The sequence below is a fragment of the Pseudomonas sp. JL2 genome (genome assembly GCF_031570495.1).
GTDB lineage: Bacteria > Pseudomonadota > Gammaproteobacteria > Pseudomonadales > Pseudomonadaceae > Aquipseudomonas > Aquipseudomonas rhizophila.
The window spans coordinates 85,815-108,783 of record NZ_JAKUDH010000020.1; the positions used below are offsets into that span (position 1 = coordinate 85,815).

Consider the following 22,969-nt stretch of genomic DNA (forward strand, 5'->3'; position numbering starts at 1 on the left):
GGAAATCGATTCTCTACAACGGCAAATGCCGACTCAACAACGCCCTCAATGCGGCCGGTTTCACCGGTTTGGCCAAGTAGTCCAGACCCGCCGCATGCACCTGCGCCACCGTCTCGGGGCGGCCATCGGCGCTGATCACCACGCCTGGTATCGGTTCACCCATACGGCTGCGTAACCAGGCCATCAGCTCGGTTCCGGTTTCTCCATTGTCCAGGTGAAAATCCACCAGGGCCAGTTGCGGTCGGCCTCCCTCGCTGAGCAAACGCTCGCACTCCTGGCGGTTGCGCGCCGTCCACACCTGGCAGCCCCAGCGAGTGAGCAGGCTGTTCATGCCGATCAGAATGCTGTCTTCGTTATCGACACACAGCACCTGGGCGCCTTTTGGTAAATGACCGTTGAGTTCGGCTGCGGGCTTGGGCAAGGCAGTCTGCGCCTGGGCCAGCGGTACGCTGACGCTGAAGACACTGCCGCGCCCCGGCCAGGAACGCACCCGCAAGGTGTGACCCAGCACGCGGCACAGCCCGTCGGCGATCGCCAGGCCCAGGCCCAGGCCTTTTTCCGCACGGGTCTGATGGCTGTCGAGACGTTTGAACTCTTCGAAAATGACCTGCAGTTTGTCTTCGGCGATGCCCGGGCCGCGATCCCACACCTCCAGGCACAATTCGCCATTGCGACGGCGAACGCCCAGCAGTACCGGGCCTTTGGCATAGCGGAAGGCATTGGTGAGGAAGTTCTGCAACACACGACGTAGCAACTTGATGTCGCTGTCGACCCGTAGTCGTGAGCCCCGCACCCGGAATTTGAGGCCTTGTTCCTGGGCCAGTACCTTGAACTCGGCGCCCAGGGTATCGAACAGTTCGTTGAGGGCAAATGGATTGCGGTCAGGGTTGATCTTGCCGTTTTCCAGGCGGGAAATGTCCAGCAGGTCGGTGATCAGGTCTTCGGCCGAGCGCAGCGAACTGTCCAGGTGGTGCACCAGTTGCCGTGCCTCGCTCGGCAAGGCGTCGTGCTGATGGGACAGCGCTGCGGAGAACAGGCGTGCGGCGTTGAGCGGCTGCATCAGGTCATGACTGACTGCTGCCAGGAACCGTGTCTTGGATTGGTAGGCCGACTCGGCGGTGCCTTTGGCTTCGGTCAGGGCCATGTTCAGTTGCGACAGTTCCCGGGTGCGTTCCGCCACCCGTTGCTCCAATCCTTCATTGGCTTCCGTCAGGGCCTGTTCGGCTTCGCGGAAAGCGGTGATGTCGGTAAAACTCATGACAAAACCGCCGCCGGGCATGGGGTTGCCGATCAGCTCGATCACCCGACCATTGGGAAACAGCCGTTCAGAGGTGTGTGCACGGCCCTGGCGCATCCAGTGCAGGCGTCGAGCGACATGGACCTCTGCTTCGCCCGGGCCACAAAGGCCGCGCTCGGCGTTGTAGCGGATGATGTCGGCGATGGGCCGACCCACACTGATCAAACCGTCCGGATAGTTGAACAGCTCCAGGTATCGGCGGTTCCAGGCCACCAGCCTGAGGGACTGATCGACCACGCTGATGCCTTGGGTGATGTTTTCGATGGCACCTTGCAGCAGTGCACGGTTGAATTGCAGCACTTCCGAGGCTTCATCCGCGATTCGGACCACATCCTCCAACTGCATCTCCCGACCTTCAATCGCGGCTTTTACTACCGCGCGCGTCGACGAAGCCCCCAGCACGCCCGCCAGGAGCCGTTCGGTGTGGGCGATCCATTCGCTGTCGGCATTCTGGTTCGGGTTGAAGCCTTTGCCCTGGCGGTAGGCAAAGCGAATGAAACTCTGGCGCGCCCGTTCTTCGCCAACGAAGCGCGCGGCCAGTTGCAACAGGTCATCTATGTGCACCGCCAGCATCGAGCGGGGGTTGGGGCGGGCGCTGATTTCCTGGCCGATGAAGCGTCCGGCCTGCCAGTGTTCCGACACGCGGGTGCGCGACAGCACGGAGATCCAGGCAAACAGGGTGAAGTTACCGGCCAGGGATAACACGACCCCTTGGGTCAGCGGTGAAATCGGCAGGTTCAAGGGGTTGCCATGCAGCCACGCAAGCCCCGGGAAACTGTTCAGCGACCAGCCCAGGCTGTGGGCCGCGATCGGCAACACCAAGGTGTAGAACCACAGGAAAATCCCCATGGCGAGGCCGGCGAACACCCCGCGACGGTTGGCCTGTTTCCAGTACAGCGCGCCGAGCATGGCAGGCGCCAGTTGGGTCACGGCGGCGAAGGCGATCTGGCCGATGGTCGCCAGGCTCGCCGTCGACCCCAGCAGGCGGTAGCTGACATAGGCCAGCAGCAGGATCACCACAATGCTCACCCGGCGAACCGACAGCATCCACTGGCGAAACACTTCAAAGGGCCGCTCGGCGTTGTTGCGGCGCAACAGCCAAGGCAGCAGCATGTCGTTGGACACCATGGTGGAGAGCGCGACACTCGCCACGATGACCATGCCGGTGGCCGCCGAGGCGCCGCCAATGAACGCAAGCACCGCCAGCGCCGGGTGGGCCTGGGCCAACGGCAGGCTGATGACGAATGAATCCGGCAGCACCGAGTCGGGCAGCATCATTTGCCCGGCGAGGGCGATGGGCACCACGAACAACGCCGCCAGGGCCAGGTAGGCGGGGAACACCCACTTGGCCAGGCGCAGGTCCTGGGGCTCGATGTTCTCGACCACGGTCACGTGAAACTGCCGCGGCAAGCAGATGATCGCCATCATCGCCACCCCGGTCTGCACCACCATGGACGGCCAGTTGATGGTTTCTTTCCAGTATTGCTCCAGCCGCGGCGCGAGCATCGCCTGGTTGAACAGATCGTCGAATCCGTCGTAGAGCCCGTACGTGACAAAGGCGCCAACGGCAAGGAAGGCGAACAGCTTGACCAGCGATTCAAAGGCAATGGCCAATACCATGCCTCGGTGGTGCTCGGTGGCGTCCAGGTTGCGGGTGCCGAACACGATGGTGAACAGCGCGAGGATCAGTGAAACGATCAGCGCCGTGTCCTGGGCGCGGGTGCCCGTGGTGTCGGCCCCGGCGCCGATGAGCAGGTTCACCCCGAGCACGATGCCCTTGAGCTGCAAGGCAATGTACGGCAACACACCCACCAGGCAAATCAGGGCAATCACAATCGCCAGGGACTGGGATTTGCCATAGCGGGCGGCGATGAAGTCAGCGATGGAGGTGATGTTTTCCTGCTTGCTGATCATCACCATTTTCTGCAAGACCCACGGGGCCAGCACCAGCAACAGGATCGGCCCGAGGTAAATCGGCAGGAATGACCAGAGTTGTTCGGCAGCCTGGCCCACCGCGCCAAAAAATGTCCAGCTGGTGCAATAGACCGCCAGCGACAGGCTGTAGACCCACGCCCGCACCCGAGGGGGCAACGGTGTGCTGCGCCGGTCGCCGTAGAAGGCGATGGCGAACAGGATGGCCATATAGGCCAGGGCAACAACGGCAATCAGCCCGCTGGACAACGACATGGAAGCTCCTGAACGAAAGACCCCGGGGGCAGTGCCCGGCAGAACAGTCTCGCATGCCCGCTCGGGTTCGTCAGTGTCGACCAAGGTCGAGGCGTGTCGAGGTATCGCCGGTTGCGCTCAGCAATGGGGCATGGGGTGTGCTGGTCGGCCTCATCGCGAGCAGGCTCGCTCCCACACTGGATCTTCGGCGAATATGGATTTTGTATTCACAACTGCTCAAATGTGGGAGCGAGCCTGCTCGCGATGGCGGTATTACTGGGCCAACGCGATATCCACCAACCGATACAACTCCTCAACCGCCAACGGCGCGGTGGCAAAGAGGATGCGAAACACCGTCGGCGCGACCACCACATTGATCAGTCGCTCGACCCCGGGGTTTGGCTCGTCAGGATAGCGATCCAGGATGGTCTGCAACTGGCCGCTGATGATTCCCACGCAATAGCCCGGCGTGGCGCAGGCCTGGATGTCGCGCATCATGTTGCGACCGGGCTCGGAGCTCATTTCGTCCAGGTACTGTTCGGCCCAGGCGCGAAGATCCCCGCGCAGGCTGCCGGTGTCCAGCGGTGCGCAGTCCGGGCGCATGCGGGCAATCGCGACGTCGCCCAGCAATGCCGGCAGGTCGCCCCAGCGCCGGTAAATGGTGGACGGGGTTACGCCTGCGCGGGCCGCGATTTGCGGCACGGTCAGGGTGGCGCGGTCCTGCTCCTGGAGCAGGCTGCGAACCGCCGAATGAATCGACTCTTGTACCCGGGCGCTTCTGCCGCCGGGACGTAAACCTTCTTTAATAGCCATGGATCGGACCTTAACACAAAGAATTTGCTTTAAGCGCGCGTCGATAGCACACTCCGCAAAAGCAAAAAATTAGCTTTTGTGGATTGCCTTGTGGAGTGTGCCCATGTCCCGTCCAGCTTCGACTCGTGCCAGTTTGATATTCCTGGCGATCACCCTGCTCGGTTTCCTCGCAGCGTCCAGTGCGCCAACCCCGCTGTATCACCTCTACCAGGAACAGATGCAATTTTCCCCTGGGGTCCTGACGCTGATTTTCGGTGTGTACGCGTTCAGTCTGTTAGCGGCTTTGCTGACCGTAGGTTCGTTGTCGGATTATCTGGGACGCAAACCGGTGATTTTCGTAGCGCTGTTGCTCAACATGCTGGCAATGCTGCTGTTTATCAACGCCGACAGTATCGCCTGGTTGATCGGTGCACGGTTGATTCAGGGCTTCGCTACGGGCATGGCCACCAGTGTGCTTGGCGCTGCCTTGCTGGACTTCGATCGTCGGCAAGGTCCGCTGATCACCAGCGTCGCGCCCTTGCTGGGCATGGCTTGCGGAGCATTTGGCTGTGGCATGTTGGCCGAGTTCGCGCCGTTGCCCCTGCAACTGACGTACTGGATTCTGCTGGGATTGTTCCTGATCCAGGCCATTTACCTCTGGTTTCTGGCCGAGAGCGTCAGCCCGCAACCGGGTGCCTGGCGATCTTTGCGCCCCACCTTGCATGTGCCGATCCAGGCACGGCGCGCCTTGTGGCTGATACTGCCCTTGAACCTGGTGGCCTGGGCGGTGGGCGGCTTCTACTTGTCACTGGCGCCGTCATTGGTGCGGGTCGCAACCGGAACCACCTCCAATTTGATTGGCGGCGCGCTGGTGGCGGTGCTGACGCTCACCGGAGCGTTGAGTATCTACACGCTGCGCAACCAGGTGGCCGACAAAATGCTGCGCCTGGCCGCCAGCCTGTTGATGGTCGGTCTGGCGCTGGTATTGCTCGCAGTGCACGCTGCTAGCTTGCCATTGTTCTTCGTCGGCACGCTGGTCACTGGCAGCGGTTTCGGCGCGGGCTTTCTGGGAGCATTGCGCAGCATCATGCCGTTGGCCTTGCCCCATGAGCGGGCCGGGTTGATGTCGGCGTTTTATGTCCTCAGTTACCTGGCGTTCAGCCTGCCGTCACTGTTGGCGGGGAGCCTGACCCGTGTGTACGGGCTGATCCCGACCACCGATGGCTATGGGGCGGTGTTGATTGTGCTGTTGATCGTTGCCTTGCTGGGGCTGTCGCGTCAGGCGCGAACAGCGCCTGGTTTGGGTTAACATTGGCGCCTATGTGTTTTCTTTGGGGCGATCTGAGTTGAACATCATCCGCAGTAAATCCTTCACTGGCGATCGCGCCTGGGCGGCGTTGGATATCGCCAACATGAACGGCATTACCACGCGCCTGCACTGGACCGATCAGCCCTACAAATGGCACATCAATGAAGGTCAGGAAGTCTTCGTGGTGCTCGATGGGCAAGTGCAGATGTGCTATCGGGAAGACGGTATCGAAAAGGATACCTTGCTGAGCGCGGGGGATATTTTCTATGCATCGGTGGGCACCGAACATCTGGCCAAGCCATTGGGAGAAGCGCGAATTCTGGTGATCGAGACCGAGGGCAGCGTCTGATCGATATTTGCATAATCGATAATATATAGAGAAATTACCCGTTATATAGATATTCGATTTGAATCTAGCATGGCTCTATCTCGTCCCAGAGCAGGAGTTCGCCATGCCATGCTGTGCTGCAACCAACCGTTTGCGCCCACTCAGTCATTTGCCCAGGCCATTGGAAGCCATTCGCCAGTTCACGCCTAACTGGTTTGCTGTCGTCATGGGCACCGGCGTATTGGCCCTGGCCCTGGCGCAATGGCCGGGGGATGTCCCAGGCCTGCACCTCCTGGCCGAAGGGTTATGGTTGTTCAATGTCCTGTTGTTCATGTTGTTCACGGGGCTGTACACCGCCCGTTGGGTGCTGTTCTTCGACGAGGCCCGGCGGATTTTCGGTCATTCAACGGTTTCGATGTTCTTCGGCACCATCCCCATGGGGCTGGCGACCCTCATCAATGGCTTGTTGGTATTCGGTTTGCCACGGTGGGGCGAGGGCGTGGTGCCGCTGGCGGAAACGTTGTGGTGGATCGACGTGGCGATGTCCTTGGCCTGCGGCGTGCTGATTCCGTTTTTGATGTTCACCCGCCAGGAACACCGGATCGATCAGATGACCGCCGTGTGGCTATTGCCCGTGGTGGCCGCTGAAGTCGCCGCCGCCAGTGGCGGGTTGTTGGCACCGCACTTGGCAGACGCTCATTCGCAACTGGTGATGCTGGTCACCAGCTACATCCTCTGGGCATTTTCCCTACCCGTAGCGTTCAGCATCCTGACGATTCTGCTGCTGCGCATGGCCCTGCACAAACTACCCCACGAAAACATGGCCGCCTCGAGCTGGCTGGCCCTCGGCCCGATCGGGACCGGTGCTCTGGGCATGTTGTTGCTGGGAGGCGATGCGCCGCTGATTTTTGCCGCCAATGGCTTGCCGGGCTTAGGTGAAGTCGCCGCCGGCGTGGGCGTGGTGGCCGGTATCACCCTGTGGGGCTTCGGGTTCTGGTGGATGCTGATGGCGCTGCTGATCACCGCACGCTATTTGCGCACTGGCATCCCGTTCAACCTCGGGTGGTGGGGCTTTACCTTCCCCTTGGGCGTGTATGCGCTGGCAACGCTGAAGCTGGCGAGCTTGCTGAGCCTGGGTTTTTTTACTGTGTTCGGTTGTGTACTGGTGGCGATGCTGGCGGTGATGTGGCTGATCGTCGGCCGCCGCACGGTGCTCGGCGCCTGGCACGGTGAGCTGTTCGTGTCGCCATGCATTGCGGGGCTGGCGAAATAATCGTTAAAGACAGGTAATGTGTGGCCTGGATCGAAAAACCTCATTCCAATAAGCGACCACGCCACTCAGGAACATGGAAGATGAGTCACCCCTCGCAGTTCACCTTGCTCCGCACGCGGCGTTTCCTGCCGTTTTTCATCACACAGTCCCTTGGCGCGTTCAACGACAACGTGTTCAAGCAGTCGTTGATCCTGGCGATTCTCTATCGGCTGACCATCGAGGGCGACCGCTCGATCTGGGTCAATCTGTGTGCGCTGCTGTTTATCTTGCCGTTCTTCTTGTTCTCGGCACTGGCAGGGCAGTTCGGGGAAAAATTCGCCAAGGATGCGTTGATTCGTCTGATCAAATTCGGCGAAATCGCCATCATGGCGATCGGCGCGGTGGGTTTCCTGTTCGATCACTTGTGGTTGATGCTGGCGGCGCTGTTCGCCATGGGTACCCAGTCGGCGCTGTTCGGGCCGGTGAAATATTCGATCCTGCCGCAAGCGCTGCGCGAGGACGAACTGGTCGGCGGCAATGGCCTGGTGGAGATGGGCACATTCCTGGCGATCCTCTTGGGCACTATCGGCGCTGGGATCATGATGTCCTCGGCGCATTACGCGCCGGTCGTGGCAACGTCGATTATCGTTATCGCCGTAGCCGGTTACCTGGCGAGTCGCGGCATTCCGCGGGCGGCGGCAGCTTCACCGCAGATGCGCCTGAACTGGAACATTTTCAGCCAGTCCTGGGCCACGCTTAAACTGGGCCTGGGACAAACCCCTGCGGTGTCCCGCTCCATTGTCGGCAACTCGTGGTTCTGGTTTGTCGGGGCGATTTATCTGACACAGATCCCGGCCTACGCCAAGGACTGGATGCACGGTGATGAAACCGTGGTGACCTTGATCCTGACGGTGTTCTCGGTGGGGATCGCCGTGGGTTCGATGCTGTGCGAGAAGCTGTCCGGGCGTAAAGTCGAGATCGGCCTGGTTCCCTTCGGCTCGTTCGGCCTGACCGTATTCGGGCTGCTGTTGTGGTGGCATTCCGGCGGAATTCCTGGCAGCGCCGAGGGCTACGGCTGGCTCGAAGTGCTCGGTTTCGGCCACGCCTGGCTGGTGCTGATCGACATCCTCGGGCTCGGTGTCTTTGGTGGTTTCTACATCGTGCCGCTGTACGCACTGATCCAGTCGCGCACCGCCGAGAATGAGCGGGCGCGGGTCATCGCCGCCAACAACATTCTCAACGCGCTGTTCATGGTGGTCTCGGCGATTGTCTCCATTGTCCTGCTGGGCTTGCTGGAACTGTCGATTCCCCAGCTGTTCCTGGTGGTGTCACTGCTGAACATTGGCGTGAACACCTACATCTTCAAAATCGTCCCTGAGTTCAGCATGCGTTTCATGATCTGGCTGCTGAGCCATTCCATGTACCGCGTGGAACATCGCAACCTGGATGCGATTCCCGATGAAGGCGCCGCACTGCTGGTCTGCAATCACGTGTCCTTCGTTGACGCGTTGCTGATCGGTGGCGCGGTGCGTCGGCCGATTCGCTTCGTGATGTACTACAAGATCTACAACCTGCCAGTGCTCAATTTCATCTTTCGCACCGCCGGGACGATTCCGATTGCCGGGCGCCAGGAAGACATTCATATCTACGAAAGCGCCTTTACGCGCATCGCTCAATACCTGCAGAACGGCGAGTTGGTGTGTATCTTCCCCGAAGGAAAATTGACGGCCGATGGTGAGATCAATGAGTTCAAGGGCGGACTGACGCGCATTCTTCAGGAAACCCCCGTGCCGGTGATTCCCCTGGCGTTGCAGGGATTGTGGGGCAGTTTCTTCAGTCGTGACCCGAACAAGGGGCTGTTTCGCCGGTTGTGGTCGCGGGTGACGTTGGTGGCGGGGCCGGCGGTCGCCGTTGAGGTGGCGGAACCGGCGAAGTTGCAGGCGTTGGTGGGGGAGTTGCGCGGGGCTGTCAGATAACGAGAGACGCCTTGTGAAAGTTGGTATGTGAGAGCAAAGCTTGCTCGCGATAGCGTCCTTGAGACCGCCTCGCGGGCAAGCCTTGCTCCCACAGGTCTAGCCCTACAAGCCTAGATGTCTACAGAGATTGTTCCTGCAGGTGAGCTCAGGCGCTGGCCTTAAGTCCGATCAACCCGGCAACGATCAACGCCACACTGGCCAGCCGAACCAGCGCCATGGATTCACCAAACAGAATGATTCCGGCAATCACCGTGCCCACGGCACCGACACCGGTCCAGATAGCATAGGCCGTGCCCAGGGGCAACTCCTTCATCGCAAGGCCCAGCAGGCCAAGGCTGATAGCCATGGCCGCAACGGTCAATACGGTAGGGAGCGGGCGGCTGAAACCGTCGGTGTACTTCAGGCCGACAGCCCAACCGACTTCGAACAGGCCGGCAAAAAACAGAATGATCCAGGACATCACACACCTCCATCGATGGATGGGGTCGTCCCCGGATTTAGGTCGATCGAGTGGCGGGGTCGTCCCCGCGATGGGCATATAGATTGCCCATTATTGACCACTCGATCAAGTCTGTCTTTCAGTCCGCCGCTTGGCGGGCGAGCAGTTCACGGTCCTGCTTTTCGCTCATACGGCGGAAATACGTCGAGAGCAGCGCCCCGGAGATATTGTGCCAGACGCTGAACAGCGCGCTGGGCACCGCCGCCAGCGGCGAGAAATGCGCACTGGCCAGGGCTGCGCCCAGACCGGAGTTTTGCATGCCTACCTCCAGCGACAAGGTCTTGCGCTGGGCCAGTGGCAACCCGAACAGGCGAGCGGTGAAGTAACCCAACAGGTAACCGAAGCTGTTATGCAGCATAACGATCGCCATGATCAGCAGGCCGGACTCGGCGATCTTCGCCTGACTGGCCGCCACTACCGCCGCCACAATGATCACGATGCTCACTACCGAGATCAGCGGCAGCACTTCCACCGCGTGACGAACCCGCTCTCCCAGCAGGCGTTGAGCAACGATGCCTAGCACGATAGGCAGCAGTACGATCTGCAGGATCGACCAGAAAAGCGCCGAGAACGACACCGGCAACCAGGCGGAAGCCAGCAGCCAGATCAGCGCCGGGGTCAGCAAAGGCGCGAGCAGGGTGGTGATGGCCGAAAGCGACACGGCCAAAGCCAGGTCGCCGCGGGCCAACCAGGTCATGACATTGGAGGAGGTGCCGCTCGGACAGCAACCCACCAGAATCACCCCGACGGCAATCTCCGGTGGCAGGCTGAATACTTGGCAGAGCAGCCACGCCACGCCAGGCATGATGACAAATTGTGCAATCACCCCCAGGACCACCCGCCCTGGATGACGGCCCACTTCGGCAAAGTCCTCCAGCTTGAGCGCCAGGCCCATGCCGAACATCACCAGCCCCAGCAAGGGGACGATGGCGACTTTCAGGTCGACGAACCATTGCGGTAGCAAGAATGCCAGCACGGCAAAAAACAGCACCCAGTAAGCGAAGGTATTGCCGACAAAACGACTCAATGCAGCCAGTGCGCGCATGACCTGATCCTTATTATTAAGTAGCACCACAAAAACACTGTGGGAGCGAGCCTGCTCGCGATAGCGGAGTATCAGACAACCTGTCGGTAACTGTCACTCTGCCATCGCGAGCAGGCTCGCTCCCACAAGGGTAATCATTGGGCTGTCAGATCCCCTGAGGCATCTCTTCACCACCCAACGCTTCTACCAGCGCCGGCAGGAACTCGCCAAACGTCAACATCATCAGCGTGAAGCTGGCGTCCAGTTGGCCGAGGGCCTCGTCGCCGCCGTCCTGTTCCGCCTGATCCTGCAGCAAGTCTTCGAATTTCAGGCGCTTGACCACCATTTTGTCGTCGAGCACGAAAGACAGCTTGTCCTGCCAGGCCAGCGACAGTTGGGTCACCACCTTGCCGGTGTTCAAGTGCAACTGGATTTCGTCGCTGGTCAGGTCCTGACGCTTGCAACGCACAATGCCGCCATCTTCGTGAGTGTCGCGCAGCTCGCATTCATCCAGCACGAAGAAATCGTCGGCGGCTTTCTGAGTCTTGACCCAGTCGGTCATGATGGCGGTGGGTGCGGTTTTCACGGTCAGTGGGCGCACCGGCAGCGAGCCGAGGACTTCGCGCAGGGTGGAGAGCAGGTCTTCGGCGCGTTTCGGGCTGGCGGAGTTGACCAGGATCAGACCCTGTTTCGGTGCGATGGCAGCGAAGGTGGACGAGCGACGAATGAACGCGCGAGGCAGAAACGCCTGGATGATTTCATCCTTGAGCTGGTCCCGTTCCTTTTTATAGACCTTGCGCATTTGTTCGGCTTCGATCTCTTCGACCTTTTCTTTCAGGGCATCGCGTACGACGCTGCCTGGCAGGATGCGTTCTTCCTTGCGTGCGGCGATCAGCAGGAAATCCTGGCTGATGTGCACCAGAGGTGCGTCTTCGCCTTTACCGAACGGCGCGACGAAACCGTAAGTGGTCAACTCCTGGCTTGCACATGGACGCGCCAGTTTGCTGGCCAGTGCAGTTTCCAACGCCTCGGCATCAAAAGGCAGATCTTGGGTCAGGCGATAGATAAGCAGGTTTTTGAACCACATGGGGTGAGTCTCTCCTTTATACAAAGGGGGGCATTATTCTCTTCGCGGCGCCATAGGCCAACCCTTCGCTAAGCCTTTGGAAGGCCTGAAAAAATTAAATTAAAAAGTGCTTGCCAGCTTTGAGGACGCTCCGTAGAATGCGCGCCACACCGAAAGCGAAGGGTGATTAGCTCAGCTGGGAGAGCGTCTGCCTTACAAGCAGAATGTCGGCGGTTCGATCCCGTCATCACCCACCATTCGCTCCAAAGTGTTACGCGCAGCGGTAGTTCAGTCGGTTAGAATACCGGCCTGTCACGCCGGGGGTCGCGGGTTCGAGTCCCGTCCGCTGCGCCATATTCGGTAATCTGGAACACTGAACGCCAGATCACCACAGAAAGCCCGCTAACGCGGGCTTTTTGCTGTTTGCAGTTCCTGCGGTGCACGTTAATCACATTTTTTGCTGAATAGTTAATTAAATCAGCACGTTACGAAAATTTGTGAGAGAATGCGCCCCGCATCGAAAGTGAAGGGTGATTAGCTCAGCTGGGAGAGCGTCTGCCTTACAAGCAGAATGTCGGCGGTTCGATCCCGTCATCACCCACCAAGCTTTCAATGTTACGCGCAGCGGTAGTTCAGTCGGTTAGAATACCGGCCTGTCACGCCGGGGGTCGCGGGTTCGAGTCCCGTCCGCTGCGCCATATTCGCTTCCACTTAGGCCCACTGAACGCCTGGAAGCTACCGAATAAGCGGCCTTTGGCCGCTTTTTTCGTTTATGGCGTTTCATCACAATCCATCAGCAGCCCAGCAAACGGCACGGCCGTGATATAGCAGGTGCTGCCCCTCGGCGGATATGAGCATCAAATGGGTATGTGGGTCGTCGACAAGACCTGGCGCAACCCCATGAACGAGCGGATCTGCCGAACACCGGGCAGGTAAAGCAACTGTTCGGCATGCAGTCGATTGAAGCTGTGGCTGTCCTTGGTTCGCAGCAACATGAAATAGTCGAATTCTCCCGTCACCACATGGCATTCCATACAGCCGGATACCTTTTGTGCGGCCGCTTCGAAATCTGCAAAGGATTGCGGTGTGGAGCGGTCCAGTACCACGCCGATCAACACCACCATTCCCGCGTCCAGCGCCTCACTGTCCAGCAATGCGACGATGCCCTTGATCAGGCCGGCCTGCTTGAGCCGTTCGACGCGCCTGAGGCAAGCCGGCGCGCTCAGTTTCACCTTCTCTGCAAGCGCCACATTGGAGATGGAGGCATCGCGCTGCAGGGTCTTGAGAATCGCTCGGTCGGTTCGATCAAGCGGTTGCGGCGCCGCAGCTGTTTCTTCAGGCTTCTTGTGATTATTTGTTGCGCTCATCTCTCTTCCCGAACAACTAAAGTATGTTCTGTAATTGTTTGCGTAAATAATAGTTCTTTAAGTACCTTAAACTTGCAACACATATTTTTCATATTCTTCTTAATATTGAACTCATCGAAGCCCCCCTGAAATAGCCTGGAAGGCAGCCTTTGTCTTTCGGCCTGGTGCTTGGATATTCAATACACAAGGAGCAGAGTCATGAACCTGAATCGTTTCGAACGTTATCCGCTGACCTTTGGTCCCTCTCCCATCACCCCCTTGAAGCGTCTCAGCGAACATTTGGGCGGCAAGGTGCAGTTGTATGCTAAGCGTGAAGACTGCAACAGTGGCCTGGCCTTCGGCGGGAACAAAACCCGCAAGCTTGAATACCTGATTCCCGAAGCGCTTGAGCAAGGCTGCGATACCCTGGTTTCCATCGGCGGAATCCAGTCGAACCAGACCCGCCAGGTAGCCGCCGTCGCTGCTCACCTGGGCATGAAGTGCGTACTGGTGCAGGAAAACTGGGTGAACTACTCCGATGCGGTGTATGACCGAGTGGGCAATATCGAGATGTCCCGGATCATGGGTGCAGAGGTACGTCTGGACGCCGCCGGGTTTGACATCGGCATTCGTCCCAGTTGGGAGAAGGCCATGAGCGACGTGATCGAGCGAGGTGGCAAGCCATTCCCGATCCCGGCGGGGTGTTCCGAGCATCCCTACGGCGGCCTCGGGTTCGTGGGTTTCGCCGAAGAGGTACGGCAGCAGGAAAAAGAACTGGGCTTCAAGTTTGATTACATTGTGGTCTGTTCGGTGACCGGTAGTACCCAGGCCGGCATGGTGGTCGGTTTCGCTGCCGACGGCCGCTCGAAGAACGTCATCGGTATCGACGCCTCGGCCAAACCGGAGCAGACCAAGGCACAGATTTTGCGCATTGCTCGGCACACCGCTGAGCTGGTGGAGCTGGGTCGGGAGATCACTGAAGAGGACGTGGTCCTCGATACGCGCTTCGCCTACCCGGAATATGGCTTGCCCAACGACGGCACGCTGGAAGCTATCCGACTGTGCGCGAGCCTTGAGGGCGTACTGACAGACCCGGTGTATGAAGGTAAATCCATGCACGGGATGATTGATATGGTGCGTCGTGGTGAGTTCCCTGAAGGCTCGAAAGTGCTTTATGCGCATTTGGGCGGGGTTCCCGCGCTGAACGCCTATAGCTTCCTGTTCCGCAACGGATGATTGCGCTTCAAGTCCGTCAAGCGTTAGCGCTAGCGGTGAGTAAGCTGTGGCGGGGAGCAAGCTCCCTTGCCACAGGTTCAATGTTGCACTTGCTGAGCAGCGCGGGACCCGGCCCCATCAGGCGCTATAGCGCTCTTGCAAGACACTTTTTGCCAGGTCCCTGGCCACCGACAAGATCTTCTCCACCTGCTTATCCATCGCGGCATCGGTTAACTCGACCTTACCCAGTTTAACGAAGCGCAATGTGTGGCCGCAGACAGATCCCAGCCAAGTCAGGCTGGGCAATGGGCTGACTTCGACATCAAGCAGGTAGCAGCCTTTCGATACTGAGCGCAGCAACTGGCTGGCATGACACAGGCTGGATGGATTCGATTCCGATGCCTGAAACCCGGCTCTGAGCCAGTCGAGCATGAACTCATGCGACTGCTTGACGACCAGATAGGCCACCTGGTCCCAGTCCTTGATCGCCAGCTGCAACGTGTCGATGAAGTATTCGGGCAGTTCGGCACTGGTGACAATAACGACACCCACATCCGTTAATGGCGCTTTTATCCAGACTGCGGATTGCGAAATCGTATGCATGAAAGTACTCCCGGTGATGGGTAGAGGCTCATTGCCTCAACGGTTCTCGCCGACGGCCAGAATGGTTGCCACCAAGGCCTGGGCGCGTGGAACCAACGTGTCCAGTTCCAGGTATTCACGATCGGTGTGGACTTTGCCACCCACCGGCCCGAGGCCACACAGGGTTGGAATGCCCAAGCTGGCGGTGAACCCGGAATCGGCGCAGCCGCCGGTGAATTCGCCCTCGACACTGAAGCCTAGCGCCAGTGCTTGTTGTTGATAGATGTGCAGCAGTTGCTCGCTGTGCCGTGCTTCCATCGGCAGGAAGGTCGTCGCTTCCTTGAGGATGGCGCTCGTGCCGGGCAGTTCCTCTTCAGCGACGATGCCTTGGATGGCGGCGAATATCTGCTCCCAGTGTTGCGACTCGATAAACCGTACATCCAGCTTGGCCGAGGCGTTGGGCGCGACAGTGTTGCTGGAGGTGCCGCCGGCGATCAGCCCGATATTGGTGGTGATGCCTGCGGGGTAATCGGTCAGGGCATGCAGTTTGACGATCTTTCGGGCCAGTGCCTCGATGGCGCTGGCCCCGTCGGCATGGTTGACGCCGGAGTGCGCAGCGCGGCCACTGACTTCGATGACCAGTGTGGCCCCGCCTTTACGGGCGCTGACCACATTGCCGCTGGCCCGTCCCGGCTCGGTATTGAGTACGGCGCGGGCTGATTTGGCGGCGCTTTCGATATGCCTGCGAGCGCTGCCAGAGCCGATTTCTTCGTCACCGGTATAGAGCACCTGCACCGGGCAGGGCAAAGGACCGGCGCGCTTGAGTGCCTTGAGGGCGAAGCAGTTGAGCACCAACCCACCTTTCATGTCGGCTACGCCGGGGCCGTAGGCGAGGTCGCCATCGCGGCTGAAGCCACGGGTGGTGGTCGTGCCCTTGGGGAATACCGTGTCGCGATGGCCCAGCAACAGCACCGGCTTGCCAGCCTCGCCGGGCACTTGGGCAAGCAGTACGTCGCCAAAACCTTCGACCGGCATCCGCTTGAGCTCGATACCGTCGGCCTCCAGTTCCGCTGCGAGCAATGCGCCTACGGCATCGACCCCCGCCTTGTCATAGCTGTTGGAGTCGGTATCGACCAGACGCTGCAACAACGACTCCATGGCGGGGCGCTGGCCGGCGAGCCAGTCCAGCGCTTGTTGGTGGGTCTCGCTCATTGCGCACGCTCCCGTGCCCGATGTTCCTCGCTCAGACGTGCCGCATCGTTGCCCAGGTCCCAGAACAGCCCGGCCATGATCTGCAGACTTTCTTTGACCACCGGTGCCAGCAAGTGCTCGTTGGGCGCATGTTGTGAACAGGCCGGGTACGAATGCGGCACCCACAAGGTCGGCAGGCCGAGCACGTCGGCAAACACGTCGTTGGGCAAGGAGCCGCCAAGATTGGGCAGCAGCGCCGGTTTCTTTCCGGTGGTTTGCGTCAACGAGTCAAGCGCCCAGTTCACCCATGGGCTTTGCGGGTCCAGCCGGGTGGCGTGCATGACATCGATGCGGCTTTGCGTGACCTCGACATTGTTGAAACCATGGGCATCCAGGTGAGCGCGCACGGCGGGGATAAAGGTCGTGTAATCGCTGTTTACCACAAAGCGGATATGGCAGTGAGCGTTGGCCTTGCCGGGGATTGCATGCACCGGGGCGTCTGGATTACCGGTCTTGAAGGCAATGACATCGAGGGTATTCCAGCCAAAGACTTTCTCGCTCAGCGACAGATCCGGGTGGCCCCAGTTGGCGTCGATTTGCGGATCATCCGGCCCGCCACCGACTTCGATGTCGGCCAGCGCCTGTCGCACCGAATCCGGCAGTGCGCTGGGCTGCAAGCCCTCGACTTTTACCCGGCCATGTTCGTCGATCATGCTGGCGATGGCGTTGGCCAGGATGATGCCGGGATTGGCCAGCAGCCCGCCCCAATTACCGGAGTGGTGCGCGCCTTCGCGCAGATTGACCGCCAGCTCGAAGTTGAACACCCCGCGTGAGCCTAGAAAAATGGTAGGCCGTGTTGCGGCCAGACGCGGGCCGTCCGAGGCGATGAAGATATCCGCCGCCAGCTCCTTGCGGTGGGCGGCACAGAACGCATTGAGGCCGGGGGAACCTTCTTCTTCGCCCATTTCCAGCAGCAGTTTGACGTTGAAGCCGAGCTTGCCTTCGCGGGCCTTGAGGGTCTGCTCCAGCGCGGTGATGTTGATCAGGTGCTGGCCTTTGTTATCGGCGGTGCCGCGCCCGTACCAGCGATCACCTTCGACGGTGACTTGCCACGGTGACAAGCCTTCACGCCATTGTGCCGCATAGCCGCGCACCACATCACCATGACCATAGCTGAGTACGGTGGGCAGCTGCGGGTGTTCAATGCGCGTGGCGATCATGAATGGTCCGCGTTCCGCTACCGGGTTGTCGTAGATTTTTACGCTGAAACCCAGCGCCTCGACATGCGGAGTGATGAACTCGTTGAGGTAGCGATACAACTCAGGTTGGCTGTCTTGCGCCTGGCTTTCGGTGGGCAGGGCGACACTACGTTCGAGCAGGTTGAAAAAAGCACCGTTGTCGAACTGTTCGAGGGTGTTGCTGATGGCCTGGGAACGACTCATGAGTGGACAAGCTCCAGTGTTTGGGTGGGATTGTCGTGCAGGTGGCAACGTACGTTGCCGCCGATAATTGGATCGTTGGCCGGATAGGCCGTTTTGCAACGGTCCATGCAGTTCGGGCAGCGCGGGTGAAAGGTGCAGCCGGATGGCGGGGACATCGGGTTGGGGAAGGCGCCGTGCAGGCCGATGTCTGGAATGCCCAAGCGCGGATCGGGGGTCAGCACCGAATCGAGCAATGCGCGGGTATACGGATGGCCGGGTTCGGCGAACAGCGACTGGCGGGTGCGTTCTTCGACAATACGCCCCAGATACATCACGGCCACCCGATCGGCGAGGTGCTCGATAACCGCCAGGTTGTGGCTGATCAGCAGATAGGTCAGGCCGAATTCGCGCTTGAGGTCTTGCAACAGATTGAGGATCTGCGCCTGCACTGACACGTCCAGCGCCGAAGTCGGCTCGTCGCAGATCAACACATCAGGACGCATGACCAGCGCCCTGGCAATCGCCACGCGCTGGCGCTGGCCGCCGGATAACTGGGCTGGATAGCTATCGATCACGCGCTTGGGAAGGCCGACTACATCCAGCATTTGTTCGGTTTTCTTGCGGCGCTCGGTGGCCGTGCCGATGTCGTGGACGATCAACGGCAGGGTGATGATTTCGCGCAGGGTCTTGCGGGGGTTCAGCGATGAATACGGATCCTGGAAGATCGGCTGGATACGCCGGGACATCTCCTTGCGATCTGTCGCTGCCAGATGTTTGCCATTGACCAGCACGTCGCCTTGAGTGGGCTGTAGCAGGCCGAGCAGGATCTTGGCCAGGGTGCTTTTGCCGCAACCGGACTCACCCACCAGACCGAGGGTTTCACCGCGCATCAGGCGCAGTGATACGCCATCAACCGCTTTCAGTGTGGCGGCAGGTTTGAAAAAGCCTTTGCTGATACGGAACTCGCGACGGATATCGCACAGCTCCAGAGCGATGTCTTTTTTCATGACCGGGCACTCTCTTTGATCAGTATCGGTTTCGGCCCAGAAGCCGCCAGCAGGCAGCGCGCCATATGTCCGTCCTGTTGCACTTCGGGCACGTCCCGGGCACACGCCTGGACGGTATGCTCGCAACGATTGCGAAAGGCACACCCGTGTTGTTCACCCACAAGGCTCGGCACCAGACCGGGAATCGAGCCCAGCGCTTCGCCCGGTTTGGTCCGCCCTGGAATCGGGATGCTGGCCAGCAGGCCACGGGTGTACGGATGCCGCGGGTTCTCGAAGAGTTGTCGGGCGGGAGCGCTTTCGACGATTTCCCCGGCATACATCACGGCCACCCGGTCGGCGATGCGGGCCACCAGGCCAAGGTCGTGGGTGATAAAGATCACCGCCAGCCCCAGTTCTTTCTGAATATCGCGGATCAGGCGCAGGATTTGCGCCTGAATGGTCACGTCCAGTGCGGTGGTCGGCTCGTCAGCGATGATCAGGTCGGGCTCGCACATCAACGCCATGGCGATAATCACCCGCTGGCGCAACCCCCCGGAGAGTTGATGCGGGTACTGACGCAGACGCTCGCCGGCATTGCTGATGCCGACCTTTTCCAGCATTTGCGCGGCGCGGGCCAGCGCATCCTTGCGCGACACCTTGCGGTGCCGGGTCAGCACTTCACTGAGCTGGTCGCCAATGCTGTAGGCCGGGTTCAGCGCGGTCATGGGCTCCTGGAAGATCATCGCCAGGCGGTTGCCGCGCAGATCGCACATGCTTCGCTCGCTCTGGCCGAGCAGGTCGATGCCGTCCAGTGTCAGTCGGCTGGCGGTGCGCTTGGCCTTGCGGGGCAGCAGGTCCATGAGTGCCAGCGAGGTCAGGGATTTGCCGCAGCCGGACTCTCCGACAATGCACAGCATCTCGCCGCGCTCGACCTGAAAATCCAGGCCGCGCACCGCATGCAGCATGTCATCCGCTGTCGGGTTATGGCCCATGGGAATGTCCACCCGCAGGTTTTCAACATGGAGTAGTGCCATGTCCGGTACTCCTCTATCAGTCTCAGTTGCGGCCATCGGGCAGGATCAGATCGCGCAGGCCGTCGCCGACCAGATTGATGCCCAGCACCAGAATCATCAGGGCGATGCCTGGGATGGCGATGACCCACGGGGAAAAGAACATGTAGGGTTTGCCCTCTGCGATCATCAGTCCCCAGGACGGCGTCGGCGGTTGTACACCCACCCCGAGGAACGACAGCGCTGACTCCAGCAGGATCGCGTGGGCCATTTCCAGGGTCGCGACCACGATCAGCGCGCCAACCAGATTGGGCAGGATTTCACTGACCAGAATGCGCAGGGTCGAACAGCCCAGGGCTTGTGCCGAGGCAACATATTCGGCATCGCGAATCTGTTGCACCGAGGCCCGAACCACCACGGCGAAGCGGTCCCAGAGCAGGCAACCGAGCAGAATGATCACCACCTTCAGCGAGCCGCCCATCAACGAGGCAGAGGCCAGGGCCACCATGACCACAGGCAGCGCCAGCCGAGTGGTGATCAGGTAGCTGATAAACGCATCCACCTTGCCACCGTAGTAACCGGCCAGCAGACCCATGACGGTGCCGATGACGCCGGAAATCAGCGCCGCCGCAACGCCGATAAACAGTGAAATACGGGCGCCGTAGAGCAACCGTGAGAGGTAATCGCGGCCCAGCTTGTCGGTGCCCAAGACATATTCCCAAGTGCCGTTAGCCATCCAGACCGGAGGCTTCATGCGCAACATCACGTCTTGCGCATAAGGGTCATAAGGCGCCAGCCATGGCGCGAACAGCGCACCAGCAAAAATGATCAGCAGCAACGCACTGCCGATGGCGAAGCCGCGGTGGCGAAAGCTTTTGCCAAGCACCCGGCTCAGGCTGCTTGGTGGGGGCAGGTAGTCGTTGATTGCCAGGGTAACGGGGGTACTCATGAAGGGCTCCTAGCGCACGCGAATGCGCGGGTCGAGCAGTGCGTTGAGCACATCGGCCAGCAAGGTGAGGATGATGTAGATCACCGCAATCAGCAGGACCACGGCCTGGACTACCGGGAAGTCGTCACGGGCGATGGCGTCCCAGGCGAGTTGTCCGATGCCTTGCAGGGAGAACACGGTTTCGATCACCACCGAACCGCCGAGCATGAAGCCGAACTCCACCGCTGCCAGTGCGACGACCGGAATCAATGCATTGCGCAATGCATGCTTGAACAACACCTGCGCAGGGCGTAGCCCCTTGGCGCGAGCGGTGCGGATGTAATCGCAACTGAGCACATCCAGCATGCCTGCGCGGGTCAGGCGCATGATGGCCGGCGTTGCGTAGTACCCCAAGGCAATGGCCGGCATGACGAAATGCAGCATGCTTGAGTTGCCGGAGACTGGCAGCCACTTGAGCGTCACCGCAAACACTACGATCAACATCAGCGCAAACCAGAAGCTGGGCATTGCCTGGCCCAGTACCGCGATGCTCAAGGCCAGTCGATCAACCCAGGTGTCACGTTTGATCGCGGCCAGTACGCCCAGGGGAATCGCCACCAGCAAGGCGATTCCCAGCGCCATGGCACCTAATCCGAGAGTAATCGGCAAACGGCTGGCGACGAGGTTATAGACCGACTCCTGAAAGAAAAAGGAGTTGCCCAGGTCCAGCCGCAGCAAACCGCCCAGCCAGTTGACGTACTGGGTGGGAAGCGGTTTGTTCAAGCCGTATTGCACACGGATCTGTTCGATCTGTTCGCTGGTGGCTTCCGGCCCGCCAATGGCCGTGGCCAGGTCGCCGGACAAATGCAACAGAGAGAAGCTGATCACCGACACGGTAATGGCGACGCAAAAAGCGATGCCCAGACGGCGTAGAAGGAACCCAAGCATGGCAAGTTTCCTCATGTTCAATGGATGACAGGTGGAGGACGTGGCCGTGGGGGGCTGGCCCACGCGCCACGGAATCGCTCGCTCAATCCGTCCGGTTGCGGACTACTTCCAACTGGACTGAACGAAACGCGGCAGTTCATCCGGATACGGCGTGAATGCCAGTTCGGAGGTGTAGGCGTAGTTCATCGAGTAGTTGAACAGCGGGGCCCAGTACGCCTGTTCGCTGATGCGCTGCAACGCCTTGCGGTAGTTGTCCTTGCGCACTTGCGGATCGAGGGCGTTATCGGCGCTCTGCAACCAGTTTTGGACTTGCGGGTCTTTGATGTTGTCGTCCGGATTGCCCTTGAACCAGGTGCCGGCCGACGCCGAGGTGTCGAGGATCGAGAACGAGCCCCAGGCCTGGAACGACATGGGCACCTTACCGCCACGTTGCTGATCACGCAGGGCGGCGTACTTCAAGTAGCGCAGCTTGGCGTTGATGCCCACCGCCCGCAGGTTACCGATGATGGCTTCGACGTAATCACGGTCGCGATAAGCGAATATTTCCGTCTCGAAGCCATTTGGGTAACCGGCCTCGGCGAGCAGCGCGCGGGCTTTGGCCGGGTCAAAGTTGTAGACAGTGGCCGCAGAGGTATCGCAACCGAACTGGCGTGGATAACACGCAACCTGTAAGGGCTTGGCTTCGCCACCCACCAACTGCGTCGCCAGTGCCTCGCGGTTGATTGCATGGTTGATCGCTTGACGCACCTTGAGGTTTTTCATTGGCGAGTTTTCGCTGGAGGTGCCTCGAGCATCAAGAATCAGGAAACCGATGCGCATGGTTTCGGCGCTGGTCACGGTGAGGTTCGGTATACCTTTGAGGTCGATTGCCTGATCCGAGGTGACGCGCCAGATCCAGTCGACACCGCCGGTCATCAACTCGGCCAGGCGAGTTTCTGCATCCGGGATTACCCGAAACTTGAGGTGGGCGATATGTGGCTTGCCCTGTGGGCTGTCCGCAAAGTAGTCCTTGTTGATCGCCATGCTCACGCCTTCGCCGGCCACCACCGACAGGGCTTTATACGGTCCGGTGCCCACTGGCTTGCGACTGAATTCGGCCAGGCCGACCTTCTCGAAGTATTGCTTGGGGAACATCGGAACGGCGTTGGACAGGTATTCCAGCGCAGGAGGGAAAGGCTTCTTCAAATACAGGCGGACACTGTAGTCACCGGTTTTTTCGGCGCTCTTGATCCAGTCTACGTTTTGCACGGTCACGACTTTCGCTTCGGGCGACACCACGTAGTTGAGGGTGAACACCACGTCGTCGGCGGTGAAGGGGTCGCCGTTGTGAAATTTGACGCCTTTGCGCAGCTCAAGGTCGATGGTGGTGTCGTCGACCTGTTTCCAGCCGATGGCCAGCATGGGCTTGTATTCGCCGCTGGTGGGATCGCGGTAGATCAGGTTGTCCCAGATCAGCCGGCCGAGAATCACTCCTTCGCGGAGATCGTTGTGATAGGGGCTGACGTTTTCAGGTTCGCTGTCGGAAGCGTAAACCAGGGTGTCGTTGGCTTTGTCGGCATGAGCCGCAAAGCTGTTGATCAAACCCATCAGCGCGATACTGCAGGCGAAACCTTTGATGCCCATGCCGTCGTCT

19 protein-coding genes and 4 tRNA genes are annotated in these 22,969 nt (G+C 59.9%); 9 read left to right on the forward strand and 14 right to left on the reverse strand.

All coding sequences use genetic code 11. The features are described 5' to 3' along the window. Nucleotides 1-13 precede the first annotated feature (13 nt). On the reverse strand, nucleotides 14-3,484 hold the full coding sequence (locus MKS85_RS22230; RefSeq protein ID WP_047228702.1) for a PAS domain-containing hybrid sensor histidine kinase/response regulator: 3,471 nt from the start codon (nucleotides 3,482-3,484) through the stop codon (nucleotides 14-16). Nucleotides 3,485-3,736: 252 nt separating this feature from the next. Continuing rightward, a complete protein-coding gene (locus tag MKS85_RS22235; RefSeq protein WP_076383769.1) occupies nucleotides 3,737-4,276 on the reverse strand; it encodes a TetR/AcrR family transcriptional regulator in 540 nt (179 codons plus the stop codon). A gap of 103 nt (nucleotides 4,277-4,379) precedes the next feature. On the opposite strand from MKS85_RS22235, the gene MKS85_RS22240 reads away from it, so the two are divergent. From MKS85_RS22240 to MKS85_RS22255, 4 genes are all read left to right on the forward strand, one after another. Further along, nucleotides 4,380-5,564: an MFS transporter gene (locus MKS85_RS22240; protein ID WP_139049379.1), complete on the forward strand. Its 1,185-nt coding sequence runs from the start codon at nucleotides 4,380-4,382 to the stop codon at nucleotides 5,562-5,564. A gap of 37 nt (nucleotides 5,565-5,601) precedes the next feature. Continuing rightward, on the forward strand, nucleotides 5,602-5,913 hold the full coding sequence (locus MKS85_RS22245) for a cupin domain-containing protein (RefSeq protein ID WP_171061328.1): 312 nt from the start codon (nucleotides 5,602-5,604) through the stop codon (nucleotides 5,911-5,913). Nucleotides 5,914-6,016: 103 nt separating this feature from the next. Continuing rightward, entirely contained in the window at nucleotides 6,017-7,165 is a 1,149-nt protein-coding gene (locus MKS85_RS22250) for a TDT family transporter (RefSeq protein WP_139049380.1), read from the forward strand. A gap of 80 nt (nucleotides 7,166-7,245) precedes the next feature. Further along, nucleotides 7,246-9,120: an MFS transporter gene (locus MKS85_RS22255; protein ID WP_107321746.1), complete on the forward strand. Its 1,875-nt coding sequence runs from the start codon at nucleotides 7,246-7,248 to the stop codon at nucleotides 9,118-9,120. 145 nt (nucleotides 9,121-9,265) lie between these two features. On the opposite strand, the gene sugE is transcribed toward MKS85_RS22255, so the two are convergent. The 3 genes from sugE to rdgC all read right to left on the reverse strand — a co-directional run bounded on the left by sugE (nucleotide 9,266) and on the right by rdgC (nucleotide 11,730). Next, nucleotides 9,266-9,580: a quaternary ammonium compound efflux SMR transporter SugE gene (gene sugE, locus MKS85_RS22260; RefSeq protein WP_047228696.1), complete on the reverse strand. Its 315-nt coding sequence runs from the start codon at nucleotides 9,578-9,580 to the stop codon at nucleotides 9,266-9,268. A gap of 118 nt (nucleotides 9,581-9,698) precedes the next feature. Further along, on the reverse strand, nucleotides 9,699-10,664 hold the full coding sequence (locus MKS85_RS22265; protein WP_107321747.1) for a bile acid:sodium symporter family protein: 966 nt from the start codon (nucleotides 10,662-10,664) through the stop codon (nucleotides 9,699-9,701). Between the two features lie 145 nt (nucleotides 10,665-10,809). Then, on the reverse strand, nucleotides 10,810-11,730 hold the full coding sequence (rdgC, locus tag MKS85_RS22270; RefSeq protein WP_047228694.1) for a recombination-associated protein RdgC: 921 nt from the start codon (nucleotides 11,728-11,730) through the stop codon (nucleotides 10,810-10,812). Between the two features lie 160 nt (nucleotides 11,731-11,890). On the opposite strand from rdgC, the gene MKS85_RS22275 reads away from it, so the two are divergent. From MKS85_RS22275 to MKS85_RS22290, 4 genes are all read left to right on the forward strand, one after another. Further along, nucleotides 11,891-11,966, forward strand: a tRNA-Val gene (locus MKS85_RS22275). 20 nt (nucleotides 11,967-11,986) lie between these two features. Continuing rightward, nucleotides 11,987-12,063 (forward strand) — tRNA-Asp (locus MKS85_RS22280). Between the two features lie 174 nt (nucleotides 12,064-12,237). Continuing rightward, a tRNA-Val gene (locus MKS85_RS22285) sits at nucleotides 12,238-12,313 on the forward strand. A 17-nt stretch (nucleotides 12,314-12,330) separates the two neighbouring features. Further along, nucleotides 12,331-12,407: transfer RNA gene (locus MKS85_RS22290), tRNA-Asp, on the forward strand. A 159-nt stretch (nucleotides 12,408-12,566) separates the two neighbouring features. Here the strand turns inward: MKS85_RS22290 and MKS85_RS22295 are convergent. Further along, nucleotides 12,567-13,076 (reverse strand): Lrp/AsnC family transcriptional regulator, encoded by a 510-nt coding sequence (locus MKS85_RS22295; protein ID WP_047230462.1) that lies wholly within the window; start codon nucleotides 13,074-13,076, stop codon nucleotides 12,567-12,569. A gap of 198 nt (nucleotides 13,077-13,274) precedes the next feature. Between MKS85_RS22295 and MKS85_RS22300 the strand changes: the two genes are divergently transcribed. Then, on the forward strand, nucleotides 13,275-14,291 hold the full coding sequence (locus MKS85_RS22300; RefSeq protein ID WP_188252291.1) for a 1-aminocyclopropane-1-carboxylate deaminase: 1,017 nt from the start codon (nucleotides 13,275-13,277) through the stop codon (nucleotides 14,289-14,291). Nucleotides 14,292-14,408: 117 nt separating this feature from the next. Here MKS85_RS22300 and MKS85_RS22305 read toward each other — a convergent pair whose 3' ends face one another. The 8 genes from MKS85_RS22305 to MKS85_RS22340 form a co-directional block, all read right to left on the reverse strand. Next, the gene (locus MKS85_RS22305; RefSeq protein ID WP_188252290.1) at nucleotides 14,409-14,873 is read right to left on the reverse strand and encodes a transketolase; all 465 of its coding nucleotides are present in this window, start codon (nucleotides 14,871-14,873) and stop codon (nucleotides 14,409-14,411) included. Between the two features lie 36 nt (nucleotides 14,874-14,909). Then, nucleotides 14,910-16,064, reverse strand: coding sequence for a M20 family metallopeptidase (locus tag MKS85_RS22310; protein ID WP_188252289.1), 1,155 nt, complete (start codon nucleotides 16,062-16,064; stop codon nucleotides 14,910-14,912). Continuing rightward, nucleotides 16,061-17,485 (reverse strand): M20 family metallopeptidase, encoded by a 1,425-nt coding sequence (locus MKS85_RS22315; RefSeq protein ID WP_076383776.1) that lies wholly within the window; start codon nucleotides 17,483-17,485, stop codon nucleotides 16,061-16,063. Before MKS85_RS22315 ends, MKS85_RS22310 begins: the two co-directional genes overlap by 4 nt. Then, nucleotides 17,482-18,471: an ABC transporter ATP-binding protein gene (locus MKS85_RS22320; protein ID WP_188252288.1), complete on the reverse strand. Its 990-nt coding sequence runs from the start codon at nucleotides 18,469-18,471 to the stop codon at nucleotides 17,482-17,484. The genes MKS85_RS22315 and MKS85_RS22320 overlap by 4 nt, the downstream gene beginning before the upstream one ends. Further along, nucleotides 18,468-19,484 carry an ABC transporter ATP-binding protein gene (locus MKS85_RS22325; protein WP_047230468.1) on the reverse strand — a complete coding sequence of 339 codons (1,017 nt, stop codon included), beginning with the start codon at nucleotides 19,482-19,484 and terminating at the stop codon, nucleotides 18,468-18,470. The genes MKS85_RS22320 and MKS85_RS22325 overlap by 4 nt, the downstream gene beginning before the upstream one ends. Nucleotides 19,485-19,506: 22 nt before the next feature. After that, complete coding sequence (locus MKS85_RS22330) at nucleotides 19,507-20,409, reverse strand: ABC transporter permease (protein WP_047230469.1); 903 nt, start codon at nucleotides 20,407-20,409, stop codon at nucleotides 19,507-19,509. A 9-nt stretch (nucleotides 20,410-20,418) separates the two neighbouring features. Continuing rightward, nucleotides 20,419-21,336 carry an ABC transporter permease gene (locus MKS85_RS22335; protein WP_047230470.1) on the reverse strand — a complete coding sequence of 306 codons (918 nt, stop codon included), beginning with the start codon at nucleotides 21,334-21,336 and terminating at the stop codon, nucleotides 20,419-20,421. A gap of 102 nt (nucleotides 21,337-21,438) precedes the next feature. Further along, a complete protein-coding gene (locus MKS85_RS22340; RefSeq protein WP_188252287.1) occupies nucleotides 21,439-22,959 on the reverse strand; it encodes an ABC transporter substrate-binding protein in 1,521 nt (506 codons plus the stop codon). Between the last annotated feature and the right edge of the window lie 10 nt (nucleotides 22,960-22,969).

What these genes read in the sequence shown, in the direction of transcription:
- MKS85_RS22340 (WP_188252287.1), bottom strand. Translation starts at nt 22,959, where the DNA reads ATGGGCATCAAAGGTTTCGCCTGCAGTATCGCGCTGATGGGTTTGATC.
- sugE (WP_047228696.1), bottom strand. Translation starts at nt 9,580, where the DNA reads ATGTCCTGGATCATTCTGTTTTTTGCCGGCCTGTTCGAAGTCGGTTGG.
- MKS85_RS22320 (WP_188252288.1), bottom strand. Translation starts at nt 18,471, where the DNA reads ATGAAAAAAGACATCGCTCTGGAGCTGTGCGATATCCGTCGCGAGTTC.
- MKS85_RS22230 (WP_047228702.1), bottom strand. Translation starts at nt 3,484, where the DNA reads ATGTCGTTGTCCAGCGGGCTGATTGCCGTTGTTGCCCTGGCCTATATG.
- MKS85_RS22315 (WP_076383776.1), bottom strand. Translation starts at nt 17,485, where the DNA reads ATGAGTCGTTCCCAGGCCATCAGCAACACCCTCGAACAGTTCGACAAC.
- MKS85_RS22235 (WP_076383769.1), bottom strand. Translation starts at nt 4,276, where the DNA reads ATGGCTATTAAAGAAGGTTTACGTCCCGGCGGCAGAAGCGCCCGGGTA.
- MKS85_RS22325 (WP_047230468.1), bottom strand. Translation starts at nt 19,484, where the DNA reads ATGGCACTACTCCATGTTGAAAACCTGCGGGTGGACATTCCCATGGGC.
- MKS85_RS22310 (WP_188252289.1), bottom strand. Translation starts at nt 16,064, where the DNA reads ATGAGCGAGACCCACCAACAAGCGCTGGACTGGCTCGCCGGCCAGCGC.
- MKS85_RS22265 (WP_107321747.1), bottom strand. Translation starts at nt 10,664, where the DNA reads ATGCGCGCACTGGCTGCATTGAGTCGTTTTGTCGGCAATACCTTCGCT.
- MKS85_RS22300 (WP_188252291.1), top strand. Translation starts at nt 13,275, where the DNA reads ATGAACCTGAATCGTTTCGAACGTTATCCGCTGACCTTTGGTCCCTCT.
- MKS85_RS22250 (WP_139049380.1), top strand. Translation starts at nt 6,017, where the DNA reads ATGCCATGCTGTGCTGCAACCAACCGTTTGCGCCCACTCAGTCATTTG.
- MKS85_RS22330 (WP_047230469.1), bottom strand. Translation starts at nt 20,409, where the DNA reads ATGAGTACCCCCGTTACCCTGGCAATCAACGACTACCTGCCCCCACCA.
- MKS85_RS22305 (WP_188252290.1), bottom strand. Translation starts at nt 14,873, where the DNA reads ATGCATACGATTTCGCAATCCGCAGTCTGGATAAAAGCGCCATTAACG.
- MKS85_RS22335 (WP_047230470.1), bottom strand. Translation starts at nt 21,336, where the DNA reads ATGCTTGGGTTCCTTCTACGCCGTCTGGGCATCGCTTTTTGCGTCGCC.
- MKS85_RS22255 (WP_107321746.1), top strand. Translation starts at nt 7,246, where the DNA reads ATGAGTCACCCCTCGCAGTTCACCTTGCTCCGCACGCGGCGTTTCCTG.
- rdgC (WP_047228694.1), bottom strand. Translation starts at nt 11,730, where the DNA reads ATGTGGTTCAAAAACCTGCTTATCTATCGCCTGACCCAAGATCTGCCT.
- MKS85_RS22295 (WP_047230462.1), bottom strand. Translation starts at nt 13,076, where the DNA reads ATGAGCGCAACAAATAATCACAAGAAGCCTGAAGAAACAGCTGCGGCG.
- MKS85_RS22240 (WP_139049379.1), top strand. Translation starts at nt 4,380, where the DNA reads ATGTCCCGTCCAGCTTCGACTCGTGCCAGTTTGATATTCCTGGCGATC.